This is a genomic window from Pseudomonas sp. 5Vm1k (assembly GCF_056161485.1).
Genome location: NZ_JBSPCZ010000020.1, coordinates 1 through 19220, shown reverse-complemented (window position 1 = coordinate 19220; position 19220 = coordinate 1). Strand labels below are relative to the sequence as shown.

Genomic DNA, 19220 nt, shown 5'->3' with positions numbered 1-19220 from the left:
ACACGCTGGCTGGGTCCTGTGGACCCGGTTTCTACGAATGGGCAAGGGGGGCATTGCGACCCGGCTGGCCATGTAAGGATGCTGACGAATGCCGCGTTTTGCAGGTCCATCTATTCATCGTGGCTTACGCCCGTTGTTTCGCGTTGCGCTGTGCAGTCAGTTGCTCTGGCCAGCGCTGGCGTTTGCCGACACGCCTTACGACCAGATGGTCCGCGATGCCCGGGCGGGGAACTACGCGTCGGCACTGACCGTGCTGCGTCAGGTGCCGGAGAGCCAGGCCACCACTGGCCAGGTCAGCGATCATTTGCAGATCGCCAGTTGGGCCGGCCTGGACGCCGAAGTGGTGCAGGTCTATGAAACCCAGGGCCGCAACCGTGTGCTGCCGGTACAGGCATTGACCGCCACGGCGCGGGCCTATCGCAATCTCAAGCGCTGGGATTCGGCGACCGAGGTCTACAACAAGGCCTTGGCGCTGGAACCACAGAACCCGGACCTGCAGCTCGGTCTGGCCATGACTCAGGCTGACGCTGGCAAACCCGACGAATCCGTCATCCGCAGCAAAGCCCTGGTAGCCGCCAAACCGGACGATCCGTCCCGTCGCCTGGCGCTGGCCTACGCGTTGACCCGCGCCGGCAATAACTACGACGCGTTGTTCGAATACGACCAGGCCTTTATCCGCGCCGGCAACAAACCGGAAGTCGCCCGGGAATACGTGTTTGCCCTGCAACGCGCACGTCTGCCGGAACCGGCCCTGCGCCTGGCCCATCAACGGCCGGGGCTGATTGATCCGGTGCAGATGCGCCGCATCGAAGGCGACCTCGCCGCCGAACGCGTGCGCCTGGCAGAACTGGCCACCCGCAGCGAAAAAGAACGTTATGTGATCGCTGATCGGGCGCTGGCCGACTACGACCAATTGATCGCCACCTGGACCCCGGACCCGGCGGCCCAGGATGACGTCACCCGTTGGCGCATCGACCGCATGGGCGCCCTCAAGGCCCGTGCGCGCACCGCTGATGTGATCAGCGAATACCAGAAGCTGATCGGCGAAGGGGTGAAGATTCCGACTTACGCCCTGCGTTGGGTGGCGTCGTCCTACCTGGACCAGCGTCAGCCGGAAATCGCCACCGACCTCTATCGCCAGGTGCTGGTCGCGCCGGACGCCGACGTCGGTGATCGCCTCGAAGACAGCACCGAGCTCTATTACGCGCTGCTCGAAAGCGACAAGGCCGACGAAGCCCGCAAAGTTGCCGAGGATCTGGCAAAAACCCAGAAACCACGGGTCGAACTCAAGGGCTTGCCGGTGGGCAACCCCAACGATGAATGGATGGACGCGCAACAACTCGCCGCCCAGGCCGGGACCTACGGGGCCGATCTGCCATCCGGCGAGCAGCGTTTGCAGACCTTGGTCGATCAGGCGCCGGGCAACATCGGCTTGCGCCTGGCCCAGGCCGATTTGTACCTGGCACGGGACTGGCCACGCCGCGCGGAATTGCAGCTCAAGGAAACCGAAAGCATGGTCCCACGGGACATGGGCCTCGAAGTCGCCCAGGCCCACACCGCCATGGATTTGCAGGAATGGCGGCAGATGGATGCGCTGACCGACGACGTGGCCGCGCGTTTCCCGGACAACCGTCAGGTCCAGCGTTTGCAGCGCCAGCGCGAGGTGCATGACATGGCCGAGCTGCGGGTGCAGAGCTACGGCGGCAAAAGTTATGGCGGCGGCGACAGCGGCGCCGGTGCGGTGGCTGGCAGCAAGGATTTCGGGATCGAAACCGTGCTCTACAGCCCGCCCATCGACGAAGACTGGCGAGTGTTCGCTGGTGTCGGTTACGCCACCGGTGATTTCCAGGAAGGCACCGGTCGCGATCGCACACAACGCCTCGGCGTTGAGCGTCGCACCCGGGACATGACCCTGGAAGCGGAAGTCTCCAATCACAACTTCGGTTACGGCGACAAACAGGGCGCACGCCTGGCAATTGCCCGGGACATCGACGATCACTGGCAGTACGGCGGCAGCTTCGCTTACCTCTCGGCCGACACACCGTTGCGCGCATTGAACAGCGATGTCACGTCCAACGGTGGTAGCGGTTTCATTCGCTGGCGCGCCAATGAAAGCCGCGAATGGAAACTGGCGGTCAGCCCGTCGCATTTCAGCGACGGCAACAACCGTGTCGAAGCCTTGCTCACCGGGCGCGAGGGTGTTTATACCGCGCCGAAAGTGCAAGTCGATCTGGGCCTGGAAGTCGGCACCAGCCACAACTCTGCGTCCGAGGACGTGCCGTACTTCAATCCAAAATCCGATTTCAGCGTGTTGCCGACAGTCAACGTCAACCACGTGCTTTATCGCCGCTACGAAACCTCCTGGAGCCAGCAATTCCAGGCCGGCGCGGGCACCTATAGCCAGCGTGATCACGGCACCGGCGGCATCGGCTTGCTGGGCTACGGACAGCGCTACAGCTGGAACGACGTCTTCGAGGTGGGCGGCTTGTTGACCGTGATCAACCGGCCTTACGACGGCGACCGCGAAACCGATCTGCGCCTGCTCGTCGACCTCACTTACCGCTTCTAGAAGAGTTTGAAGATGCCTTTTATCTCGCGTTTCATCCTTCTGCTGGGAGCGCTGCTGGTCAGCGCCTGCGCCCAGCAAGCCCCGGCGTTTACGCCGCCCGCCGAGCGCCCCGTGCAGGCTAACGAAAAGCCGTGGCCGAAAAACCACGTACTCGGAATTGCCTACCACGACGTCGAAGACCGCGACCCCGATCAAGCGGTGGTGGCCGTGCGCACCGAGCGCATGATCGAGCAGCTTGCCTGGTTAAGAGAGAACAACTACAAACCGGTCACCGTCGACCAGATTATCGCCGCTCGCAACGGTGGTCCGGAACTGCCGCCCAAGGCGATTCTGCTGAGTTTCGACGACGGCTATTCAAGCTTCTACACCCGCGTGTTGCCGGTGCTGCGCGCCTACAACTGGCACGCCTTGCTGGCGCCGGTCGGGGTGTGGATCGACACGCCGCTGAACCAACCGGTGGATTTCGCCGGCACACCGCGTCAGCGTTCAGACTTCCTGACCTGGGATCAGATTCGCGAGATCTCGAAATCGGGGCTGGTGGAAATCGCCGCGCACACCGATGCCAGCCACAAAGGCGTGTTGGCCAACCCGCAAGGTAACCTGCAACCGGCCGCCGCGACCCGTCGCTACGATGCGCTCAACGGGCGCTACGAAACCGAGGCCGAGTTCCAGGCGCGGATGCGCAGCGACGTCGCAACGATCACCGAGAAAATCCGCAAAGTCACCGGTTACAAGCCGCGCATCTGGGTCTGGCCCTACGGCGCGGCGGACGGCACGTCGCTGCAAGTGGTCAGCGAGCAGGGCTACCAAATGGCCCTGACCCTGGACGATGGCCTCGATGCCCTCGACAACCTGATGAGCAGCCCGCGCTTCCTGGTGGCTTCGGACCCGGACGGCGAGCACTTCGCCAACAGCATCGTTTCGGTGCAAGCCGAATCGCCGATGCGCGTGGTGCATGTGGACCTGGATAACGTCTACGACGCCGACCCGGCCCAGCAGGAAATCAACCTCGGCAAACTGATCCAGCGCATGGCCGACATGGGCGCGAACACGGTGTTCCTGCAAGCCTTCGCCGATCCCCAAGGCGATGGCCTGGTGCACTCGTTGTATTTCCCCAACCGCCATTTGCCGGTGCGCGCCGACATCTTCGATCGCGTGGCCTGGCAGCTACGCACTCGGGCTCACGTCAAAGTCTTCGCCTGGATGCCAGTGCTGAGTTTCGCACTGGATTCGAATCTGCCCCGCGTGACGCGTTGGGACCCGAAAACCGGCACCACGTCGGTGGACCCGGATCAGTACAAACGCCTGTCGCCCTTTGACCCGAACGTGCGGCGCATCATCGGGGAAATCTACGAAGACGTGGCGCGCCTGACCTCGGTCGACGGCATCCTCTATCACGATGACGCGGTGCTCTCGGATTTCGAAGACGCCAGCCCCGAAGCGCTCAAGGTCTACGCGGCCAACGGTTTACCGGGCTCAATTGCGGCGCTGCGGGACGATCCGGCCACGTTGCAACGCTGGACGCGGTTCAAAAGCCGCTACCTGATCGACTTCACCAACGAACTCACCGCCAAAGTCCGCGCCATTCGCGGTCCGCAGGTGCTGACCGCACGCAATATCTTTGCCGAACCGATGCTCAATCCCCAGAGCGAAGCCTGGTTCGCGCAGAACCTCGACGACTTCCTCGCCGCCTACGACTGGACGGCGCCGATGGCCATGCCGCTGATGGAAAAACAAAGCAACGCGCAATCGGGGCCATGGCTCGAAGCGTTGGTGGCCACGGTCAAGGCGCGTCCCGGTGCGCTCGACCGCACGGTGTTCGAATTGCAGGCCAAGGACTGGACGAAAAAAACCGATTCCGACATCGATGGCGCGCAGCTGAGCGACTGGATGGGCCGCCTCAAGCGTCAGGGCGCCACCAGTTTCGGCTACTACCCGGACAATTTCCTCGAGAACCAGCCGGACCTGAACACCGTGCGGCCCGCGCTCTCCAACAAGTGGAATCCATAACATGCTGGATAGACTGCTGGCCCTGCTGGTACTGGCGATCGTCCTCGGGATACCCCTCGGGCTGATCTTCCTGGTGACCGGGCAATTCCTGATGGACTTCGTGTTCTTTTATCCGCTGTTCATGTCCGGGCTGTGGATCGCCGGCGGCCTGTATTTCTGGCTGCACTGGGAGCGCCACTGGCCGTGGAAGGACGACACCTTGCCGCCGCCGTTGGCCGGCGAGCCGCTGATTTCGATCCTGATCCCTTGCTACAACGAAGGTGACAACGCCGCCGACACCATTCACGCGGCGCTGGCCCAGCATTACCCGAACATCGAAGTGATCGCGATCAACGACGGCTCCAAAGACAACACCGCCGCCGTGCTCGACGCACTGGCAGCGCAAGACCCACGCCTGCGGGTGCTGCACCTGGCGGAAAACCAGGGCAAAGCCGTGGCCCTGCGCATGGGTGCCATCGCGGCGCATAGCGAATACCTGGTGTGCATCGACGGTGACGCGCTGTTGGCGCCGAACACGGCGGCCTATCTGGTGGCGCCAATGCTCGATAACGCGCGCCTCGGCGCCGTGACCGGCAACCCGCGCATCCGCACTCGTTCGACGCTGGTGGGTCGGGTGCAGGTCGGCGAGTTCTCGTCGATCATTGGTTTGATCAAGCGTACGCAACGGGTGTTTGGGCGGATCTTTACCGTCTCCGGGGTGATCGTGGCGTTCCGGCGCACGGCGCTGAACCGGGTCGGCTACTGGAGCCCGGACATGATCACCGAAGACATCGACATCAGCTGGAAACTGCAACTGGACCACTGGAGCATCTTCTATGAGCCCCGCGCCCTGTGCTGGATTCTGATGCCGGAAACCCTCGGCGGCCTGTGGAAGCAGCGTCTGCGCTGGGCCCAGGGCGGTGCCGAAGTGCTGTTCAAGAACATTCGCGGCATCTGGCAGTACCGCCATCGCTACCTGTGGCCGCTGCTGTTCGAATACTGCCTGTCCACCGGTTGGGCCTTCACCTTCCTGCTGTCGGTGATCTTCTGGGGCGTGGGCAAGTTTGTCGAAATGCCCGATGCCATCGCCGTGCATCACCTGTTGCCGCCGGCCTTTACCGGTTTGTTGCTGGCACTGGTTTGCCTGTTGCAGTTCGCGGTTAGCATCATGATCGACCGGCGCTATGAGCAGGGCTTGGGCAAGACCATGTTCTGGGTGGTCTGGTATCCGCTGGTGTTCTGGTTCGTCAGTTTGCTCACCACCCTGGTCAGTTTCCCCAAAGTGCTGTTCGGCCAACATCAGAAGCGCGCCCGTTGGGTCAGTCCAGACCGGGGCATCAAGCCGTTGGACGATGAGGAGGAAGTCATCAAATGAAAATCATCAGAACCCGGCAGCGGCCCTTTCTGGTACTGCTCGATGTCTTTTTCACCGTTTTGGCCTGGGTGGGTCTGCTCTATTTACTGGTGCGCGGACTTTGGCCGCTGATCGATACCCACGACGGCCCGCGTATTGATGCGTCAGTGTTCGACGCCCTTGGCACTTTGCAGATTTACTTGTGGGTGGCGCTGTTGAACGCGGTGATCCTGATTTCCTGGGCGCGTTATCAACATCGCAAAAGCAAAAGCTTCGCCCAGCGTCGCCTGCCGGCGCCGGTGGTGGATGATCATGGGTTGAGCAAAAGCTTCAAGTTGACGGGCGATCGACTGGAAAAATTGCGCACACCGGGCTCGATGACCATTCACAACAACCAGGACGGCGACGTCAGCCATGTGATTACGCACTATTTTCCTATTGATCAGGCACAGCGAGCGTTGCCGTTGGCACCGCTGGAGCATCCGTTGGTGATTCGGTTGCCGGCTGAGGATGATGACAACAGAGAACCGTTGAGCCATCTCTAAACTCGACACAGATCCCTGTAGGAGCGAGGCTTGCCCGCGAAGGTGCCCGTAAGATCGCCTTCGCGGGCAAGCCTCGCTCCTACACATTCAAATTCATCCAATATCCCGAACCAGCCGCCACGCCTCATCCACCGGCAGCGGCTGTTTCATCCGCTCCGCCAGCATCGCCATCGCCCGCTCTTCTTCACAAGCCACCGCAGCCACCACCACCCCGTGCTTGCCGAACAGCCCGATAAACGGCGGATGGTCAGGATCACCCTTGAATTCCACCTCATCCCAACTCTCGGCATGACCCAGATAGTCGTAGTTTTTACCGAAGTGCCACGTCCAGAAATACGGCACGTCGAGATAATGCTCATCGCCGCCGAGCATATTCGAGGCAGCGATCCGCGCCTGTTGCTGCGCCAGGCGCCAGTGTTCGATCCGTTGCGGCTGGCCGTTGAGCGGGAAGGTGGCGATATCGCCGACCGCCCACAGGCCTTCGGCCACGCGCATCCCGCCATCGACTTTCAGCGATTGGTCTTTTTCCTTCGGCAGGTCGGCAAACACCGCGGTGGCCGGACTGACGCCAATGCCAACCAGCACCAAATCCGCCGGTAACCGTTGGCCATTGTCCAGAAGCACCGCTTCGACCTTGGCCGAACCTTCAATGGATGCTGCTTCGCCGTCGGTGTGAAAGATCACGCCATGGGCCTCATGCAAGGCGCGAATCGCCTTGCCGACGGCTTCGCCGAACTGAACCGCGAAGGGCACGGCATGGCGGGCCAGCACGGTGACCTCCAGCCCGAACTGGCGCAGGGACGAAGCCGATTCCAGGGCAATGAAACTGTCACCGATGATTACCGCCCGCTGACCGGGTTTGGCGGCGTCGAGAATTCGCTGCGCCTGATCCTTCGAGCGCAGCAGGAAGACTTGCGGCAGGTTGGCGCCGAGCAGCTCCAGAGGCTTGGGAATGCCGCCAGTAGCCAGCAACGCGGCGTCGTAGCTCAGGGTTTGTCCGTCGGCCAGTTTTAAAGTTTTGTCCTGCGCATTGAGGCTCGCCACTTCGCCGCGGATGCGTTCTATGCGTTGTTCGCCATAAAACGCCTCTTCGCGCAGGGGCGGGACTTCTTCCGGCGGCATCTCCCCGGCGATTACGAATTTGCTCAGTACGGTGCGGTCGTAACCAGCGTCGTTTTCTCGATCAATCAGCAGCACCCGGCCGCCGAAGCCTTTCTCGCGTAACGCTGCCGCCGCTGCGGTGCCTGCGGCCCCGGCCCCGACGATCAAAAAGGTTCGCTCATCGTCCGCTGGCGGCGTGTGGGGATCTGACATGGGCTGATCGTCGACCCAGACTTCGTCTTCGCGTATTTCCAGCCGGTAGCGCTTGAGGCTGTCGAGGGACGGCGGTTCGCACAGCGCGCCGTCCTCGATTCGGTAGGCAGCCTTGTGCCACGGACAAATCAGCCGTCCGTGACACAGCGCGCCGTCGGCCAGCGGTGCCCCGGCGTGGGGACATTCGCCCTGGAAGGCGCGCAATTGCTCACCGACCCGCAGCAGGAGAATTTTGGTGTCATCGATCCGGACCTCAAGGCCTCGGTTTTCCGGCACATCGGCGAAACGGGCAACGCGGTGAAGTGCCATGAGCGCTCTCCAGGCAGGTGTTTCTCTATTGAGTTTGGCGCTTATCCCGAGGTTCAGCTCAATTGCCACTGCCACCGCGCGAACGGTCCGGCTATAGTCTGCCAGCCGACGACGGCCCAACCCGCACAAGGTGCTCCGGTAATGACCCGATTGACCTCTCTGAACCCTTGGCTGGCGGCCGTTGCAGTCGCCCTTTGCGTGCAATTGCCCGTGCAGGCCCAGGAACGTTTCACCCTCAACATCCCAGGTGTCACGGACGATCGACTGTTTACTTCGGCGGCTGCCAGCGATGCGCCCAATTGTGGCGGGCATAATCAGTCCCCAGCCCTGAACTGGACCGCCGGCCCGGCAGGCACCCTCAGCTACGCCATCGTCATGCATGACCCCGACGGCGCGAAAGGCCAGGGCGTCGATCACTGGGTGCATTACGGCATCAAGGCGACCACCCGCCAGATCCCGGCCGGTGTCGGTGCTAAAAACGCCCTCGAAGGAGTCGGTGGCTTGAACGTCAAAGGCACCACGACTTATGTCGGCCCTTGCCCGCCGGCCGGCGACAGCGCGCACCACTACATCATCCAGATTTACGCCCTGGACCTGGCACCGGACGCCTTGCCGGCCGGCCTGACCCGCGCGCAACTGCTGGAAAAGATCAAAGATCACGTGCTGCGCAACAGCAGCGTGGTACGGCGTTATCACCGCTGAAGATTTATTTCACAGCGGTTTAACCCGAACCTGGCGGGCTGTCCGTCTCAGAGGATGAATGGATCATTTTCCTCCTGAGGTCAGCCCCCATGTCCCTCCCTCTGCATTTCCTCCGTCCGGCCGCCCATGGTTTCGCCATCGGGCTGCTGCTGGCCGTTGCCGGTTGTGGTGTTTCGTCCAAGCCTGATTCCGCTGTCGTGGCGCCACCGTCGCCGGCACCGGCTCAAGGTGAGTTGAAAACTGAAGTGTTGGTGCAGCCTGAGGCGGTCATGGCGGATACCGCGATGGCCAAGCGCAGTGTGCGTGCGGCACCGATGGCCAGCTTCGCGCCGATGTCTGAAGCCGCGCCGCCCGGCTATCGGGATGAGCAGCGCGAGCAGTATCAAGCGCTGGCAGACAACCCGATCCACAGCGTCGCCGAAGCGCCGGTTTCCACCTTCAGCGCCGATGTCGATACCGGCGCCTACGCCAATGTCCGGCGTTTGCTGAATCAGGGACGTTTGCCGCCCGAGGGCGCAGTGCGACTTGAAGAGATGGTCAATTACTTCCCCTACGATTACGCCTTGCCCACCGATGGCTCGCCGTTCGGCGTGACCACCGAATTGGCGCCGTCGCCATGGAACCCGCATACCCGCTTGCTGCGCATCGGCATCAAGGCTTCGGACCGTGCGGTGGCGTCATTGGCTCCGGCAAATTTGGTGTTTCTGGTGGACGTGTCGGGTTCGATGGACCGTCGTGAAGGATTGCCACTGGTCAAAAGCACTCTGAAATTGCTGGTCGATCAACTGCGCGAACAGGATCGGGTGTCGCTGGTGGTCTACGCCGGCGAATCCCGTGTGGTACTGGAGCCGACTTCCGGACGTGAAAAAGCGAAGATTCGTACAGCCATCGACCAACTGACGGCGGGCGGCTCGACTGCCGGAGCCTCAGGCATCGAACTGGCCTATCAAATGGCGCAACAGGCGTTTATCCCCAAAGGCATCAACCGCATCCTGCTGGCCACCGACGGTGACTTCAACGTCGGCAGCAGCGACTTCGACAGCCTCAAGCAAATGGCTGTGGATAAACGCAAGACCGGCATTTCCCTGACCACCCTGGGTTTTGGTGTGGATAACTACAATGAACACCTGATGGAGCAACTGGCCGATGCCGGCGACGGTAACTACGCCTACATCGACAACCTGCGTGAGGCGCGCAAAGTCTTGGTGGATCAACTCGGCTCGACCCTCGACGTGGTCGCGAAGAACGTGAAGCTGCAAGTGGAGTTCAACCCGGCGCAGGTCAGTGAATATCGGCTGTTGGGGTATGAAAATCGCGCGTTGAAGCGTGAGGATTTCAACAACGACAAGGTCGATGCCGGGGAAATTGGCGCGGGGCATACGGTGACGGCGTTGTATGAAATTGTGCCGAAGGGCGAGAAGGGGTGGTTGGAGCCGTTGCGGTATGGTGACTCCACGGCTGTTTCTAGTGGAAAGTCTGAAGAAATGGCGATGCTGCGCGTGCGATATCAGTTGCCTGAGGGTGGGAATAGTCGCTTGATCGAACGGCCTATTGGCAACAGTTCGGTTGCTAAAGCGAGTGATGACCTACGATTTGCGGCGGCAGTGGCAGCGTTTTCTCAGCAGTTGAAGGACGGTCGCTACACCGGCAATTTCAGCCTGAAAGACACCGAAGCCCTGGCCCGCGGTGCTCGTGGCGATGACCGCTTCGGCCTGCGCGCAGAGTTTGTGCAATTGGTCGAATTGGCCCAGAGCCTGCGGCTTTCCACGGCATCGAATCAGGTGTCCAATGCCAACCGCATCGAGTGAAAGGGATCATCGCTGATATGACTGCTCCTGAATTGAGCACCGACGCCAGCAGCGACGAATCGCTGCTGGCGCGTTATCGCTCGGGCGACGGGCCGGCGTTCGAGATCTTGTACGCCCGTCATCGTCAGGGTCTTTATCGATTTCTCCTCGGGCTCAGCGGCAAAGCTGAACTGGCGGAAGAGGTCTACCAGGACACCTGGCTGAGCCTGATCCGCAGCACCAGTCAGCCACAAGGCCGGGCGAATTTTCGTACCTGGCTGTACCAGATTGCCCGCAACCGACTGATCGACCACTGGCGCAAACATGGCATCCACAACCCGTTGCACGACAGCTACGACGAACAGGCCCACGCCGTGATCGACAACGCCGCCGACCCCGAGCAACTGCTGAGCCTCAGCCGCGACACCCAGCGCCTCGAAACCGCCCTGCAAACCCTGCCCGCCGATCAACGCGAAGTCTTCCTGCTACGCGCCCACGGCGACCTCGACCTGCCACAAATCGCCACCCTCACCGAAACACCGCTGGAAACCGTCAAAAGCCGCTTGCGCTACGCCCAGCAAAAACTGCGTCGGCTGCTGGCCGAGGAGGTACTGACATGACTGACGCCCGTTCTACAAAAGAAGACGAAGTGTTGAAGCACTATCGTGAACACAGCAACGATGGCCCACCGACGCATCTTGATGCCTTCATCCTGGCCGCTGCACACCGGGAAACGCCTATACGCAAACCGAGCGTTTGGCAGCGTTGGGTCCAGGCTTGCCAGAAACCTCTTTGGCAAGTTGCGTTTGCCAGCCTCGTTGGCGTGGCACTGATGTTGGCGCTGGTGCAGCGTACGCCGGAGCAAGAACCGCAGTTCGACTCTGCCCCGGCGTCTAAAACTTCATCCTTTGCGGCTGCTAAGAAAGAAGCGCCTGCACCGATAGCGCGTTCGTTGTCCGCGCCGGCTGGCGCGTTATCTGCACCTTCACCCGCTGCGCCAATGGCTGATTACGCCGCGCCCGCCCAGAGCGAATCCATCAGCGCGGAAATGGCAGACGAAGCCAAGGTCAGCAAACGTGCGGCTGCTCCGGTGAAAACCCTTGATGATCAATTACGCGAAGTGCTGCGCCTGCAAAACACCGGTCAAACCCAAGCCGCCGATGAGCTGTTGAAGACATTGCACAAGCGTTTCCCTGACCAAAACCTCACCGCGCGACTCAACGCCTTGAAGAAAAACTGAGCCAAAGAGCCTCTGCCAATTTGGCAACAACCCCCGAAAGCGCGCACTATCGGGGCATAGCCGATGCGTTGGAGGAAGCCGTGGCGAAAAAAATCGATCGCATCGCCCAAATGTTCAACTGCCCTGATAAAGGGGAGGAGTTGAGACGGGCCATTGCCGAGAGTCGTAAGGAATTTCTGCTGAATAAGCAGGAAGGAGTCGCCCCTGAGGAAGACACCGTTGAGGATGAGGTGTTGGAGGATGGGGACGAGGACGACGATGAATATGACGAGTTTGATTGGACGACTGAATGATAAAAAAACCGCTTCGGCGGTTTTTTTGTTTTCGCTATGGTCGATATCTGATTTTTTACTGCGTCATCGCTAACGATGTGCACATCGAGCGGATGCTACATAGCGCGAGAGATATTGGCAGGCTGTTCGAATCGAGCAGCGTCGATCACTAGGCTAAAACATTTAAAACCCAAAAGGCCCCGACGCTTAAGCTTTGGGGCTTTTTCATGCGCGCCCAGTATGGGCCCAATCTTGCAGGTGGAAGTTCCGCCGTAAACTGACCATAGCGACCCAAGTGAAGCGCAACTGCATGAGGTTGACCGAATGTGGGAAGGACGCGTAAATCGAAGCCGTGAGGCGATGAACAAGAACCGATACGTGCCTTGAATCGTTCGGTTCGCCATTCGTACGGACGGTGAAACAATTCAGCGCTGGTAAATTCCGCAGAGGGGCGACATTGTCGAGTCGCCAGTTAACGCTCAGGAATCAATCAGTGATCGATTACGCCACCCTAGATGCCATGCGTACGCACCATCCAGCGTGGCGATTATTGCGTTCAGACCATGCGGCGCTGGTGGCTAGCTTTCTGAACCGAGTATTTGTAACTCCCAATGTACGTGTCATCTCCGCTGCTGACTTGGCTGAAGCGTTAGAGGATGAGCTGTACTTATTGCGCAGACGATTGGACGAGGATGCTTTTCCCAAGCCTGCGATGCATTATCTTAATGAATGGGCCAGTCCCGAGAAGGGCTGGTTGCGCAAATTTTACCGTCAGGGGTCTGATGAGCCGCAATTCGACTTGACTCCCTCAACCGAGAAAGCCATTGCATGGTTAGACACACTGGCTGAGCGCGGCTTCGTAGGGACTGAGTCTCGTTTATTGACATTGTTCGAGCTGCTAAAGCAAATGAGCGAAGGTAGTGAGTCTGATCCAGGCAAGCGCATTACCGATTTGCAAAAGCGACGTGATGATATCGATGCAGAGATTGCCCAAATCCTAGCAGGCAATATCCCGTTGTTAGACGACACGGCCTTGAAGGACCGTTTTCAGCAGTTCACTCAGTTGGCACGAGAATTACTCTCTGATTTTCGAGAGGTCGAGCATAACTTCCGGTTGCTTGATCGGCATGTACGTGAGCGTATTGCATTGTGGGACGGAGCTAAAGGCGCCCTGTTGGAAGAAATCATGGGAGAACGAGATGCAATTTCGGACTCTGATCAAGGGCGTAGCTTTAGAGCTTTTTGGGGGTTCCTGATGTCAAGTCGACGTCAAGAAGAATTGACTGATCTGCTTGATCGGGTGCTGGCATTGGCGCCCGTAGTTGAGCTTAAACCAGACATCCGCACTCGACGAGTACATTACGACTGGCTAGAGGCGGGTGAGCACACGCAACGAACGGTCGCACAGCTTTCACAACAACTGCGACGCTTTCTGGACGATCAGGTTTGGTTGGAGAATCGTCGGATCATGGACATCCTGCGGGGCATTGAAGCAAAAGCCTTGAATGCCCGGGATAACCCCCCACAGGGTGAGGTCATGACCATCGCTGAACTGGCTGCTGATATTGAGCTGACCATGGAGCGGCCTCTGCATACGCCAGCCCTCAAACCCGTGTTTGCTGAATTAGCTCTGCACGCTGGAGAGGAGGATGTTGATGCCGGTGCATTGTATTCACAGCGGGTGGTTGATTCTGCAAAGTTAGCTAGCCATATCCGTCACGCATTGCAGGATCGTTCACAAATCACACTGCGTGAGCTGACCGAATTACAGCCATTGCAGCAGGGGTTGGCAGAGTTAATTGCCTATCTCCAGCTAGGCAGTGATTCGTTCAAAACGATGGTGGATGAAACTACACCTGAGTCTATAGATTGGGATGCGATGGCCCGCGATGGCGCATTAGTCAGCAAGCAGGCTCTGCTGCCGCGCATTATTTTTGTGAGGTGAGAATGAACGAAGAGCCAGCCGCTCTTGGCACTCCGATGCAGTCTGGTCAGATGGACCTTTCAACACTGGTGGTTTCGCTACTAAAGGGAGTTATTTACCGTGAGGGCGATGAGAGGCGGTGGGGGGCGCTTTTCGAATTGCAGGCTCGAATTCGTGACTACGTAGCTGTTTTGGGGCTGGACCTGATGCTCGACGAGGCTGAGGGCTACGCTTTTCTCAAAAGCCGCCCCGAACTCTCCGAAGAAAACGTTGCTCTGAAGACTCCTCGTCTTGTCGCTCGTCGCCCTTTGTCATTCCCTGTCAGCCTGCTGTTGGCCCTACTGCGCAAGAAACTTGCAGAGTTCGATGCCAGTGGAGGTGATACACGACTAATTCTGACGCATGACGACATTATCGAGTTAATACGCGTATTCCTGCCTGACAGCAGTAACGAAGCGAAGCTTTTCGACCAGATTGAGACTCATATCACCAAGATTGTTGAACTGGGTTTTTTGCGTCGTCTTAGGACGGCAAGCGGATCTGCCAACTATGAGGTACGCCGCATTCTCAAGGCTTTCGTCGACGCTCAATGGCTGGCGGAATTCGATGACAGACTGGCGCAGTATCAAGCTCGGCTCGCTGATGAATTCGAGAGACCGGGGGAAGATAAGGGTTAGAAAGGCGAGAGTGCAGAGGGACATGGAAGTGCACCTGCTGATAGCTGTACATACTTAAGGAGATACACAATGAATGAACCGCAATCATTAGGGTTGGACTTCGTAGGCGATGATACGTTGTCGGGCTTCCGTCTACAGCGGTTGGAGGTGTTCAACTGGGGCACTTTCGACAACAGGGTCTGGACGTTATCGCCCGATAGCAAAAACAGTTTGCTTACAGGTGATATTGGGTCCGGAAAATCCACCCTAGTGGATGCGATTACAACGTTACTCGTACCTGCTCATCGTATTGCCTACAACAAAGCTGCAGGTGCCGATAACAAGGAGCGAACACTACGCTCGTACGTACTTGGACATTACAAGTCAGAACGCAATGAGGTGACGGGGACGGCTAAGCCTGTTGCCTTGCGCAATCACAACAACTATTCGGTGATTCTTGCCGTATTTCGCAATGCTGGATATGACCAGACGGTCACCTTAGCCCAAGTATTTTGGATGAAGGAGGCTCAAGGTCAGCCAGCTCGCTTCTATGTTGGAACTGAAAGCGATCTGTCCATCGCCAAGGACTTTGCTAACTTCAATTCGGATTTCGTATTGCTACGGAAGAGACTGCGAACTCTGGGCGCCGATATCGAGGATAGTTTCCCCAAGTACGGCGCTTGGTTTCGGCGCCGCCTTGGTATAGACAATGATCAAGCATTGGAACTTTTTCATCAAACGGTGTCGATGAAGTCAGTAGGCAATCTTACCGATTTCGTACGTAGTCATATGCTAGAACCGTTCGATGCCGCGCAACGTATCAGTGCTTTGATCACTCACTTCGATGACTTGAGTCGGGCCCATGAGGCTGTGCTTAAAGCAAAGCATCAAGTGGAATTGCTCGTGCCTCTTGTGACGGATTGTGAGCGACACCGAATGCAAGCAGCGGAACATGAAAGCTTACGTGACTGCCGTGAAGCCCTTAAGCCATGGTTCTCGGAGCTCAAGCTCAGTTTGTTGGATAAGCGGTTGCAATCGCTGGCTGAGGAATTGGCGCGATTAGCCAAGAAAAAAGAACGTGGCACTGAACAACGAGACGGGCTACGCAAACAGGTGGAGTCGCTCAAGCGTGCGGTTGCAGATCACGGCGGAGCGCGGCTGGAGGAACTGGCTGCGGAAATACGCGAGCAGGAAAGCGAACGTGATCGGCGACAACAACGTGCAAAACGTTATGCACAACTGCTTTCTGCAATAGGCGAATCTTCCGGCAATGATGAAGATGAATTCACTCGGCTGAGGCAGCGAACATCGGTTCACCGCGAAGAGATCAGCCAGCAGGAAGCTGATTTACAGAATCAGATCACTGAATGGGGCGTGTCACTGCGTGAAGGCAAGAGTGAGCATGGCCTGTTGTTAGGCGAGATCAACAGTCTCAAGGCAAGGCGCAGCAATATTCCGTCAATCCAGATCAACATGCGCGCAGCTATGTGCGAGGCGCTCGGATTCGATGAAGAAACTATGCCCTTTGTCGGGGAGTTGCTACAGGTTCGAGAAGAGCATTTTGGCTGGGAGGGTGCTATTGAACGGGTCCTGCATAATTTCGGTTTGGCCTTGTTGGTCCCGGACGAGCACTACGCCCAAGTGGCGGAGTGGGTCGACCGAACTCATTTGGCTGGGCGACTGGTGTACTTCAGGGTTCGGTCGCCACGTCAGGGTGATACGCCAGACATACATCCGGAATCATTGGTAAGAAGGCTAAGCGTCAAACCCGATTCAGTTTTTTACCGCTGGTTAGAGCGCGAGCTCGCTCATCGCTTCAACTTCGTCTGCTGTGAGACATCAGAGCAGTTTCGCCGAGAGACTCGAGCTATCTCCAGATCCGGCCAAATCAAGGCTCCTGGGGAGCGTCATGAAAAAGATGACCGCCATCGACTGGATGACCGTAGCCGCTTTGTCCTGGGTTGGAGCAATACCGCCAAAATAGCCGCGCTGGAGGCTACGAAAGGCACTCTTGAGTTGCTGCTGGGCAAAATCGGCTCAGACATTGGTGGAGGTGAAAAACTTCGACAGGAATGGCGTCAGCAACTCGATGCATTGGCCGCGATCAACGAGTTTAATGACTATCGGGATGTTGACTGGGCCAGCTGCGCTGCCGTAGTCGCGCGATTACAAGATGAGAAAGCGCAGTTGGAAGCTGCCAATGACACTTTGTTGCAATTAAGTGCCCAGCTCGAAAAAGTGCAATCTGAGTTGGATTTGCTCGAGACCGATATATCGAACATGGACAAGGATCTCGGCAGTATCGAGTCGAAACATGAATCCGCTACGGCATTGCGCCTCGAAACGAGCAATCTACTGACTGACATCTTGATCGAAACTCGTAATCGGTTAAATGAGTTGCGTACGGATGTGCTGGGCGATCACCAGCTTTCTGTTGAGTCCTGTGACAACCGTGAAAGCGAGATGCGCAAGGCACTGCAGGAAAGGATAGACGCCGAAGCAAAGGTACTGGAGCGCCTTAGAGATAAGATCATCAAGGCGATGGCGGCCTACAAGGAGATTTACAAACTCGAAACCAGTGAGTTTGACGCAGACTTGAACGCTGCTTCTGAATATCGAGATCTACTTGACCAACTGAACCGAGACGATCTGCCGCGCTTTGAGCTGCGATTCAAGGAATTGCTCAACGTCAATACCATAAACGAGATTGCTAATTTCAACGGCCAGCTCGCTCGGGAGCGTGAAACCATCAAGGAGCGTATTGCGAGAATTAACGAGTCTTTAGGGCAGATTGACTACAATCCTGGGCGCTATATCGTACTTGAGTCGCAGGTTAGTCCCGATGCCGAGATTCGAGACTTTCAGACTGAGTTGCGTGCTTGTACCGAAGGGGCACTAACCGGTTCCGATGACGCTCAGTACTCAGAGGTTAAATTTCTGCAGGTTAAAACCATCATTGACCGTTTTCGTGGTCGAGAGGGGCTTTCAGAGCAAGATCGGCGCTGGACGACCAAGGTCACTGATGTACGCAATTGGTTTTTATTTGCCGCCAGTGAACGTTGGCGCGAGGACGACCGCGAGCATGAGCATTACTCCGACTCCGGCGGCAAGTCCGGTGGGCAAAAGGAAAAACTTGCCTACACCATTCTAGCGGCGAGTCTAGCGTATCAATTTGGCTTGGAGTGGGGAGCCGTGCGTTCGCGCTCGTTCCGCTTTGTAGTTATCGATGAAGCATTTGGGCGCGGTTCTGATGAGTCTGCACAATACGGCTTGAGGCTCTTTCAGCAGCTTAACTTGCAGCTACTCATCGTCACACCCTTGCAGAAAATCCATATCATTGAACCTTTCGTCTCCAGTGTAGGTTTTGTTCAGAACGACGGTGGTAAGGCCTCCAAACTGCGCAATCTTTCGATCGAAGAGTATCGATTGAATAAGTCAGACTTCTCATCATGACCTGGTCAACGTCAAACGATTTTAAGCATCAACTACGACGCCTTTGGGAGCGTGGCGATTTGCTGCGCCCTCTTGTGATGGGTGATGCATGGATACCACGACGATTAACGCTGAAAATACCAAGCTCTGGGGAATTAAGCGGAGAGTTCGACTCAGTAAGGTCGTGGCTCACCAGTATCACCGCCATTCCCTATATCCGAATTGAATGGCGTGAAGTCAATCACAGGGTTTTAGGTGTCCAACGCCTCCCGACCACGGTCTGGGTGGACACCCTAGAAGCTGCAACCGCGTTGATTGGAAAGAGCGAAGACTTAAAGAGCTTTGTGAAGATGCTCGCTCTTACACGCCAAGAACAACCTTCATTGGTCCATTGGTTGTGTGCACGACCATTGCTCGCTATCGAGCTTGCAGCGCAGTGGCCTCATTTACTGAAAATAGTTGATTGGATCACTAAGCATCAACGTCCGGGTATTTACCTCAGGCAGGTAGACATTCCGGGGATTCATAGCAAATTCATGGAAAAGTACAGGGGAGTACTTTGTGAGCTATTCGATTTGGCGCTGCCGGAAGAGGCCATTTCTCTTGAGCAAACGGGCATCGGAAAATTTGCTGCTCGCTATGGCTTTCTAGATAAACCGGCGCGAATTCGCTTTCGAGTGCTTGATGATCGGATTGCTTTAATGCGCGGCTCAATATTGCCCGATATTACGTTGGATTCGGACAACTTTGCCAAGCTGGATTTATCCGTAGGGCATGTGTTCATTACTGAGAACGAAACTAACTTTCTTGCCTTTCCTGCCATATCGAATTCCATTGTGATCTTCGGCGCTGGTTATGGCTGGGAAGCAGTGGGCCGGGCCAGTTGGCTTTCGCGCTGTACGATTCATTATTGGGGGGATATCGATACGCACGGCTTCGCAATTCTGAACCAGCTTCGCCGCCGCTTTGATCATGTTGATTCTTTTCTGATGGACCGCAAAACGCTAGTGTGCTGTTCTCTAAATAATTTACCCATTAGCCTATGAGCCCATTGCCTCACGGGCGCGCTGGATTTTGTTCAAGATATCTTCGCCTTTGGCGTTCCAGACATAGCGAGTCGGTTGCGC

14 protein-coding genes are annotated in these 19220 nt (G+C 57.6%); 13 read left to right on the top strand and 1 reads right to left on the bottom strand.

What is annotated here, in order from left to right; translation table 11 throughout:
* Positions 1 to 88: 88 nt before the first annotated feature.
* Genes pgaA through pgaD form a run of 4 tightly spaced genes read left to right on the top strand, consistent with a single transcriptional unit; the run spans position 89 to position 6457 of the window.
* Positions 89 to 2569 (top strand): poly-beta-1,6 N-acetyl-D-glucosamine export porin PgaA, encoded by a 2481-nt coding sequence (gene pgaA / locus ACWIKB_RS28190; RefSeq protein WP_475270775.1) that lies wholly within the window; start codon positions 89 to 91, stop codon positions 2567 to 2569.
* A 12-nt stretch (positions 2570 to 2581) separates the two neighbouring features.
* On the top strand, positions 2582 to 4579 hold the full coding sequence (pgaB, locus tag ACWIKB_RS28185) for a poly-beta-1,6-N-acetyl-D-glucosamine N-deacetylase PgaB (RefSeq protein ID WP_475270774.1): 1998 nt from the start codon (positions 2582 to 2584) through the stop codon (positions 4577 to 4579).
* A gap of 1 nt (position 4580) precedes the next feature.
* Positions 4581 to 5933, top strand: a complete 1353-nt coding sequence (gene pgaC, locus ACWIKB_RS28180; RefSeq protein WP_475270772.1) for a poly-beta-1,6-N-acetyl-D-glucosamine synthase — start codon at positions 4581 to 4583, stop codon at positions 5931 to 5933.
* Positions 5930 to 6457: a poly-beta-1,6-N-acetyl-D-glucosamine biosynthesis protein PgaD gene (pgaD, locus tag ACWIKB_RS28175; RefSeq protein ID WP_475270771.1), complete on the top strand. Its 528-nt coding sequence runs from the start codon at positions 5930 to 5932 to the stop codon at positions 6455 to 6457. Before pgaC ends, pgaD begins: the two co-directional genes overlap by 4 nt.
* Before the next feature lie 93 nt (positions 6458 to 6550).
* Here the strand turns inward: pgaD and ACWIKB_RS28170 are convergent, their stop codons facing one another.
* Complete coding sequence (locus tag ACWIKB_RS28170) at positions 6551 to 8080, bottom strand: FAD-dependent oxidoreductase (protein ID WP_475270770.1); 1530 nt, start codon at positions 8078 to 8080, stop codon at positions 6551 to 6553.
* A 141-nt stretch (positions 8081 to 8221) separates the two neighbouring features.
* On the opposite strand from ACWIKB_RS28170, the gene ACWIKB_RS28165 reads away from it, so the two are divergent.
* From ACWIKB_RS28165 to ACWIKB_RS28125, 9 genes are all read left to right on the top strand, one after another.
* A complete protein-coding gene (locus ACWIKB_RS28165) occupies positions 8222 to 8782 on the top strand; it encodes a YbhB/YbcL family Raf kinase inhibitor-like protein (RefSeq protein WP_475270769.1) in 561 nt (186 codons plus the stop codon).
* An 89-nt stretch (positions 8783 to 8871) separates the two neighbouring features.
* Positions 8872 to 10590, top strand: coding sequence for a vWA domain-containing protein (locus ACWIKB_RS28160; RefSeq protein WP_475270768.1), 1719 nt, complete (start codon positions 8872 to 8874; stop codon positions 10588 to 10590).
* Between the two features lie 17 nt (positions 10591 to 10607).
* Positions 10608 to 11189, top strand: a complete 582-nt coding sequence (locus ACWIKB_RS28155; protein WP_054050248.1) for an RNA polymerase sigma factor — start codon at positions 10608 to 10610, stop codon at positions 11187 to 11189.
* Positions 11186 to 11809, top strand: a complete 624-nt coding sequence (locus ACWIKB_RS28150) for a hypothetical protein (RefSeq protein ID WP_475270767.1) — start codon at positions 11186 to 11188, stop codon at positions 11807 to 11809. The genes ACWIKB_RS28155 and ACWIKB_RS28150 overlap by 4 nt, the downstream gene beginning before the upstream one ends.
* 20 nt (positions 11810 to 11829) lie before the next feature.
* Positions 11830 to 12102: a hypothetical protein gene (locus ACWIKB_RS28145; protein WP_475270766.1), complete on the top strand. Its 273-nt coding sequence runs from the start codon at positions 11830 to 11832 to the stop codon at positions 12100 to 12102.
* 472 nt (positions 12103 to 12574) lie between these two features.
* Positions 12575 to 14026 (top strand): DUF3375 domain-containing protein, encoded by a 1452-nt coding sequence (locus ACWIKB_RS28140; protein ID WP_475270765.1) that lies wholly within the window; start codon positions 12575 to 12577, stop codon positions 14024 to 14026.
* Positions 14027 to 14028: 2 nt separating this feature from the next.
* Positions 14029 to 14682: a DUF4194 domain-containing protein gene (locus tag ACWIKB_RS28135; RefSeq protein WP_475270764.1), complete on the top strand. Its 654-nt coding sequence runs from the start codon at positions 14029 to 14031 to the stop codon at positions 14680 to 14682.
* A gap of 69 nt (positions 14683 to 14751) precedes the next feature.
* Positions 14752 to 18114, top strand: coding sequence for an ATP-binding protein (locus tag ACWIKB_RS28130; protein WP_475270763.1), 3363 nt, complete (start codon positions 14752 to 14754; stop codon positions 18112 to 18114).
* Complete coding sequence (locus tag ACWIKB_RS28125) at positions 18111 to 19139, top strand: DUF3322 domain-containing protein (protein WP_475270761.1); 1029 nt, start codon at positions 18111 to 18113, stop codon at positions 19137 to 19139. The genes ACWIKB_RS28130 and ACWIKB_RS28125 overlap by 4 nt, the downstream gene beginning before the upstream one ends.
* Positions 19140 to 19220: the final 81 nt, after the last annotated feature.

Excerpts from the sequence above, each read along its gene's own strand:
- pgaA (WP_475270775.1), top strand. The coding sequence starts at position 89 with ATGCCGCGTTTTGCAGGTCCATCTATTCATCGTGGCTTACGCCCGTTG.
- pgaB (WP_475270774.1), top strand. The coding sequence starts at position 2,582 with ATGCCTTTTATCTCGCGTTTCATCCTTCTGCTGGGAGCGCTGCTGGTC.
- pgaC (WP_475270772.1), top strand. The coding sequence starts at position 4,581 with ATGCTGGATAGACTGCTGGCCCTGCTGGTACTGGCGATCGTCCTCGGG.
- pgaD (WP_475270771.1), top strand. The coding sequence starts at position 5,930 with ATGAAAATCATCAGAACCCGGCAGCGGCCCTTTCTGGTACTGCTCGAT.
- ACWIKB_RS28170 (WP_475270770.1), bottom strand. The coding sequence starts at position 8,080 with ATGGCACTTCACCGCGTTGCCCGTTTCGCCGATGTGCCGGAAAACCGA.
- ACWIKB_RS28165 (WP_475270769.1), top strand. The coding sequence starts at position 8,222 with ATGACCCGATTGACCTCTCTGAACCCTTGGCTGGCGGCCGTTGCAGTC.
- ACWIKB_RS28160 (WP_475270768.1), top strand. The coding sequence starts at position 8,872 with ATGTCCCTCCCTCTGCATTTCCTCCGTCCGGCCGCCCATGGTTTCGCC.
- ACWIKB_RS28155 (WP_054050248.1), top strand. The coding sequence starts at position 10,608 with ATGACTGCTCCTGAATTGAGCACCGACGCCAGCAGCGACGAATCGCTG.
- ACWIKB_RS28150 (WP_475270767.1), top strand. The coding sequence starts at position 11,186 with ATGACTGACGCCCGTTCTACAAAAGAAGACGAAGTGTTGAAGCACTAT.
- ACWIKB_RS28135 (WP_475270764.1), top strand. The coding sequence starts at position 14,029 with ATGAACGAAGAGCCAGCCGCTCTTGGCACTCCGATGCAGTCTGGTCAG.
- ACWIKB_RS28130 (WP_475270763.1), top strand. The coding sequence starts at position 14,752 with ATGAATGAACCGCAATCATTAGGGTTGGACTTCGTAGGCGATGATACG.
- ACWIKB_RS28125 (WP_475270761.1), top strand. The coding sequence starts at position 18,111 with ATGACCTGGTCAACGTCAAACGATTTTAAGCATCAACTACGACGCCTT.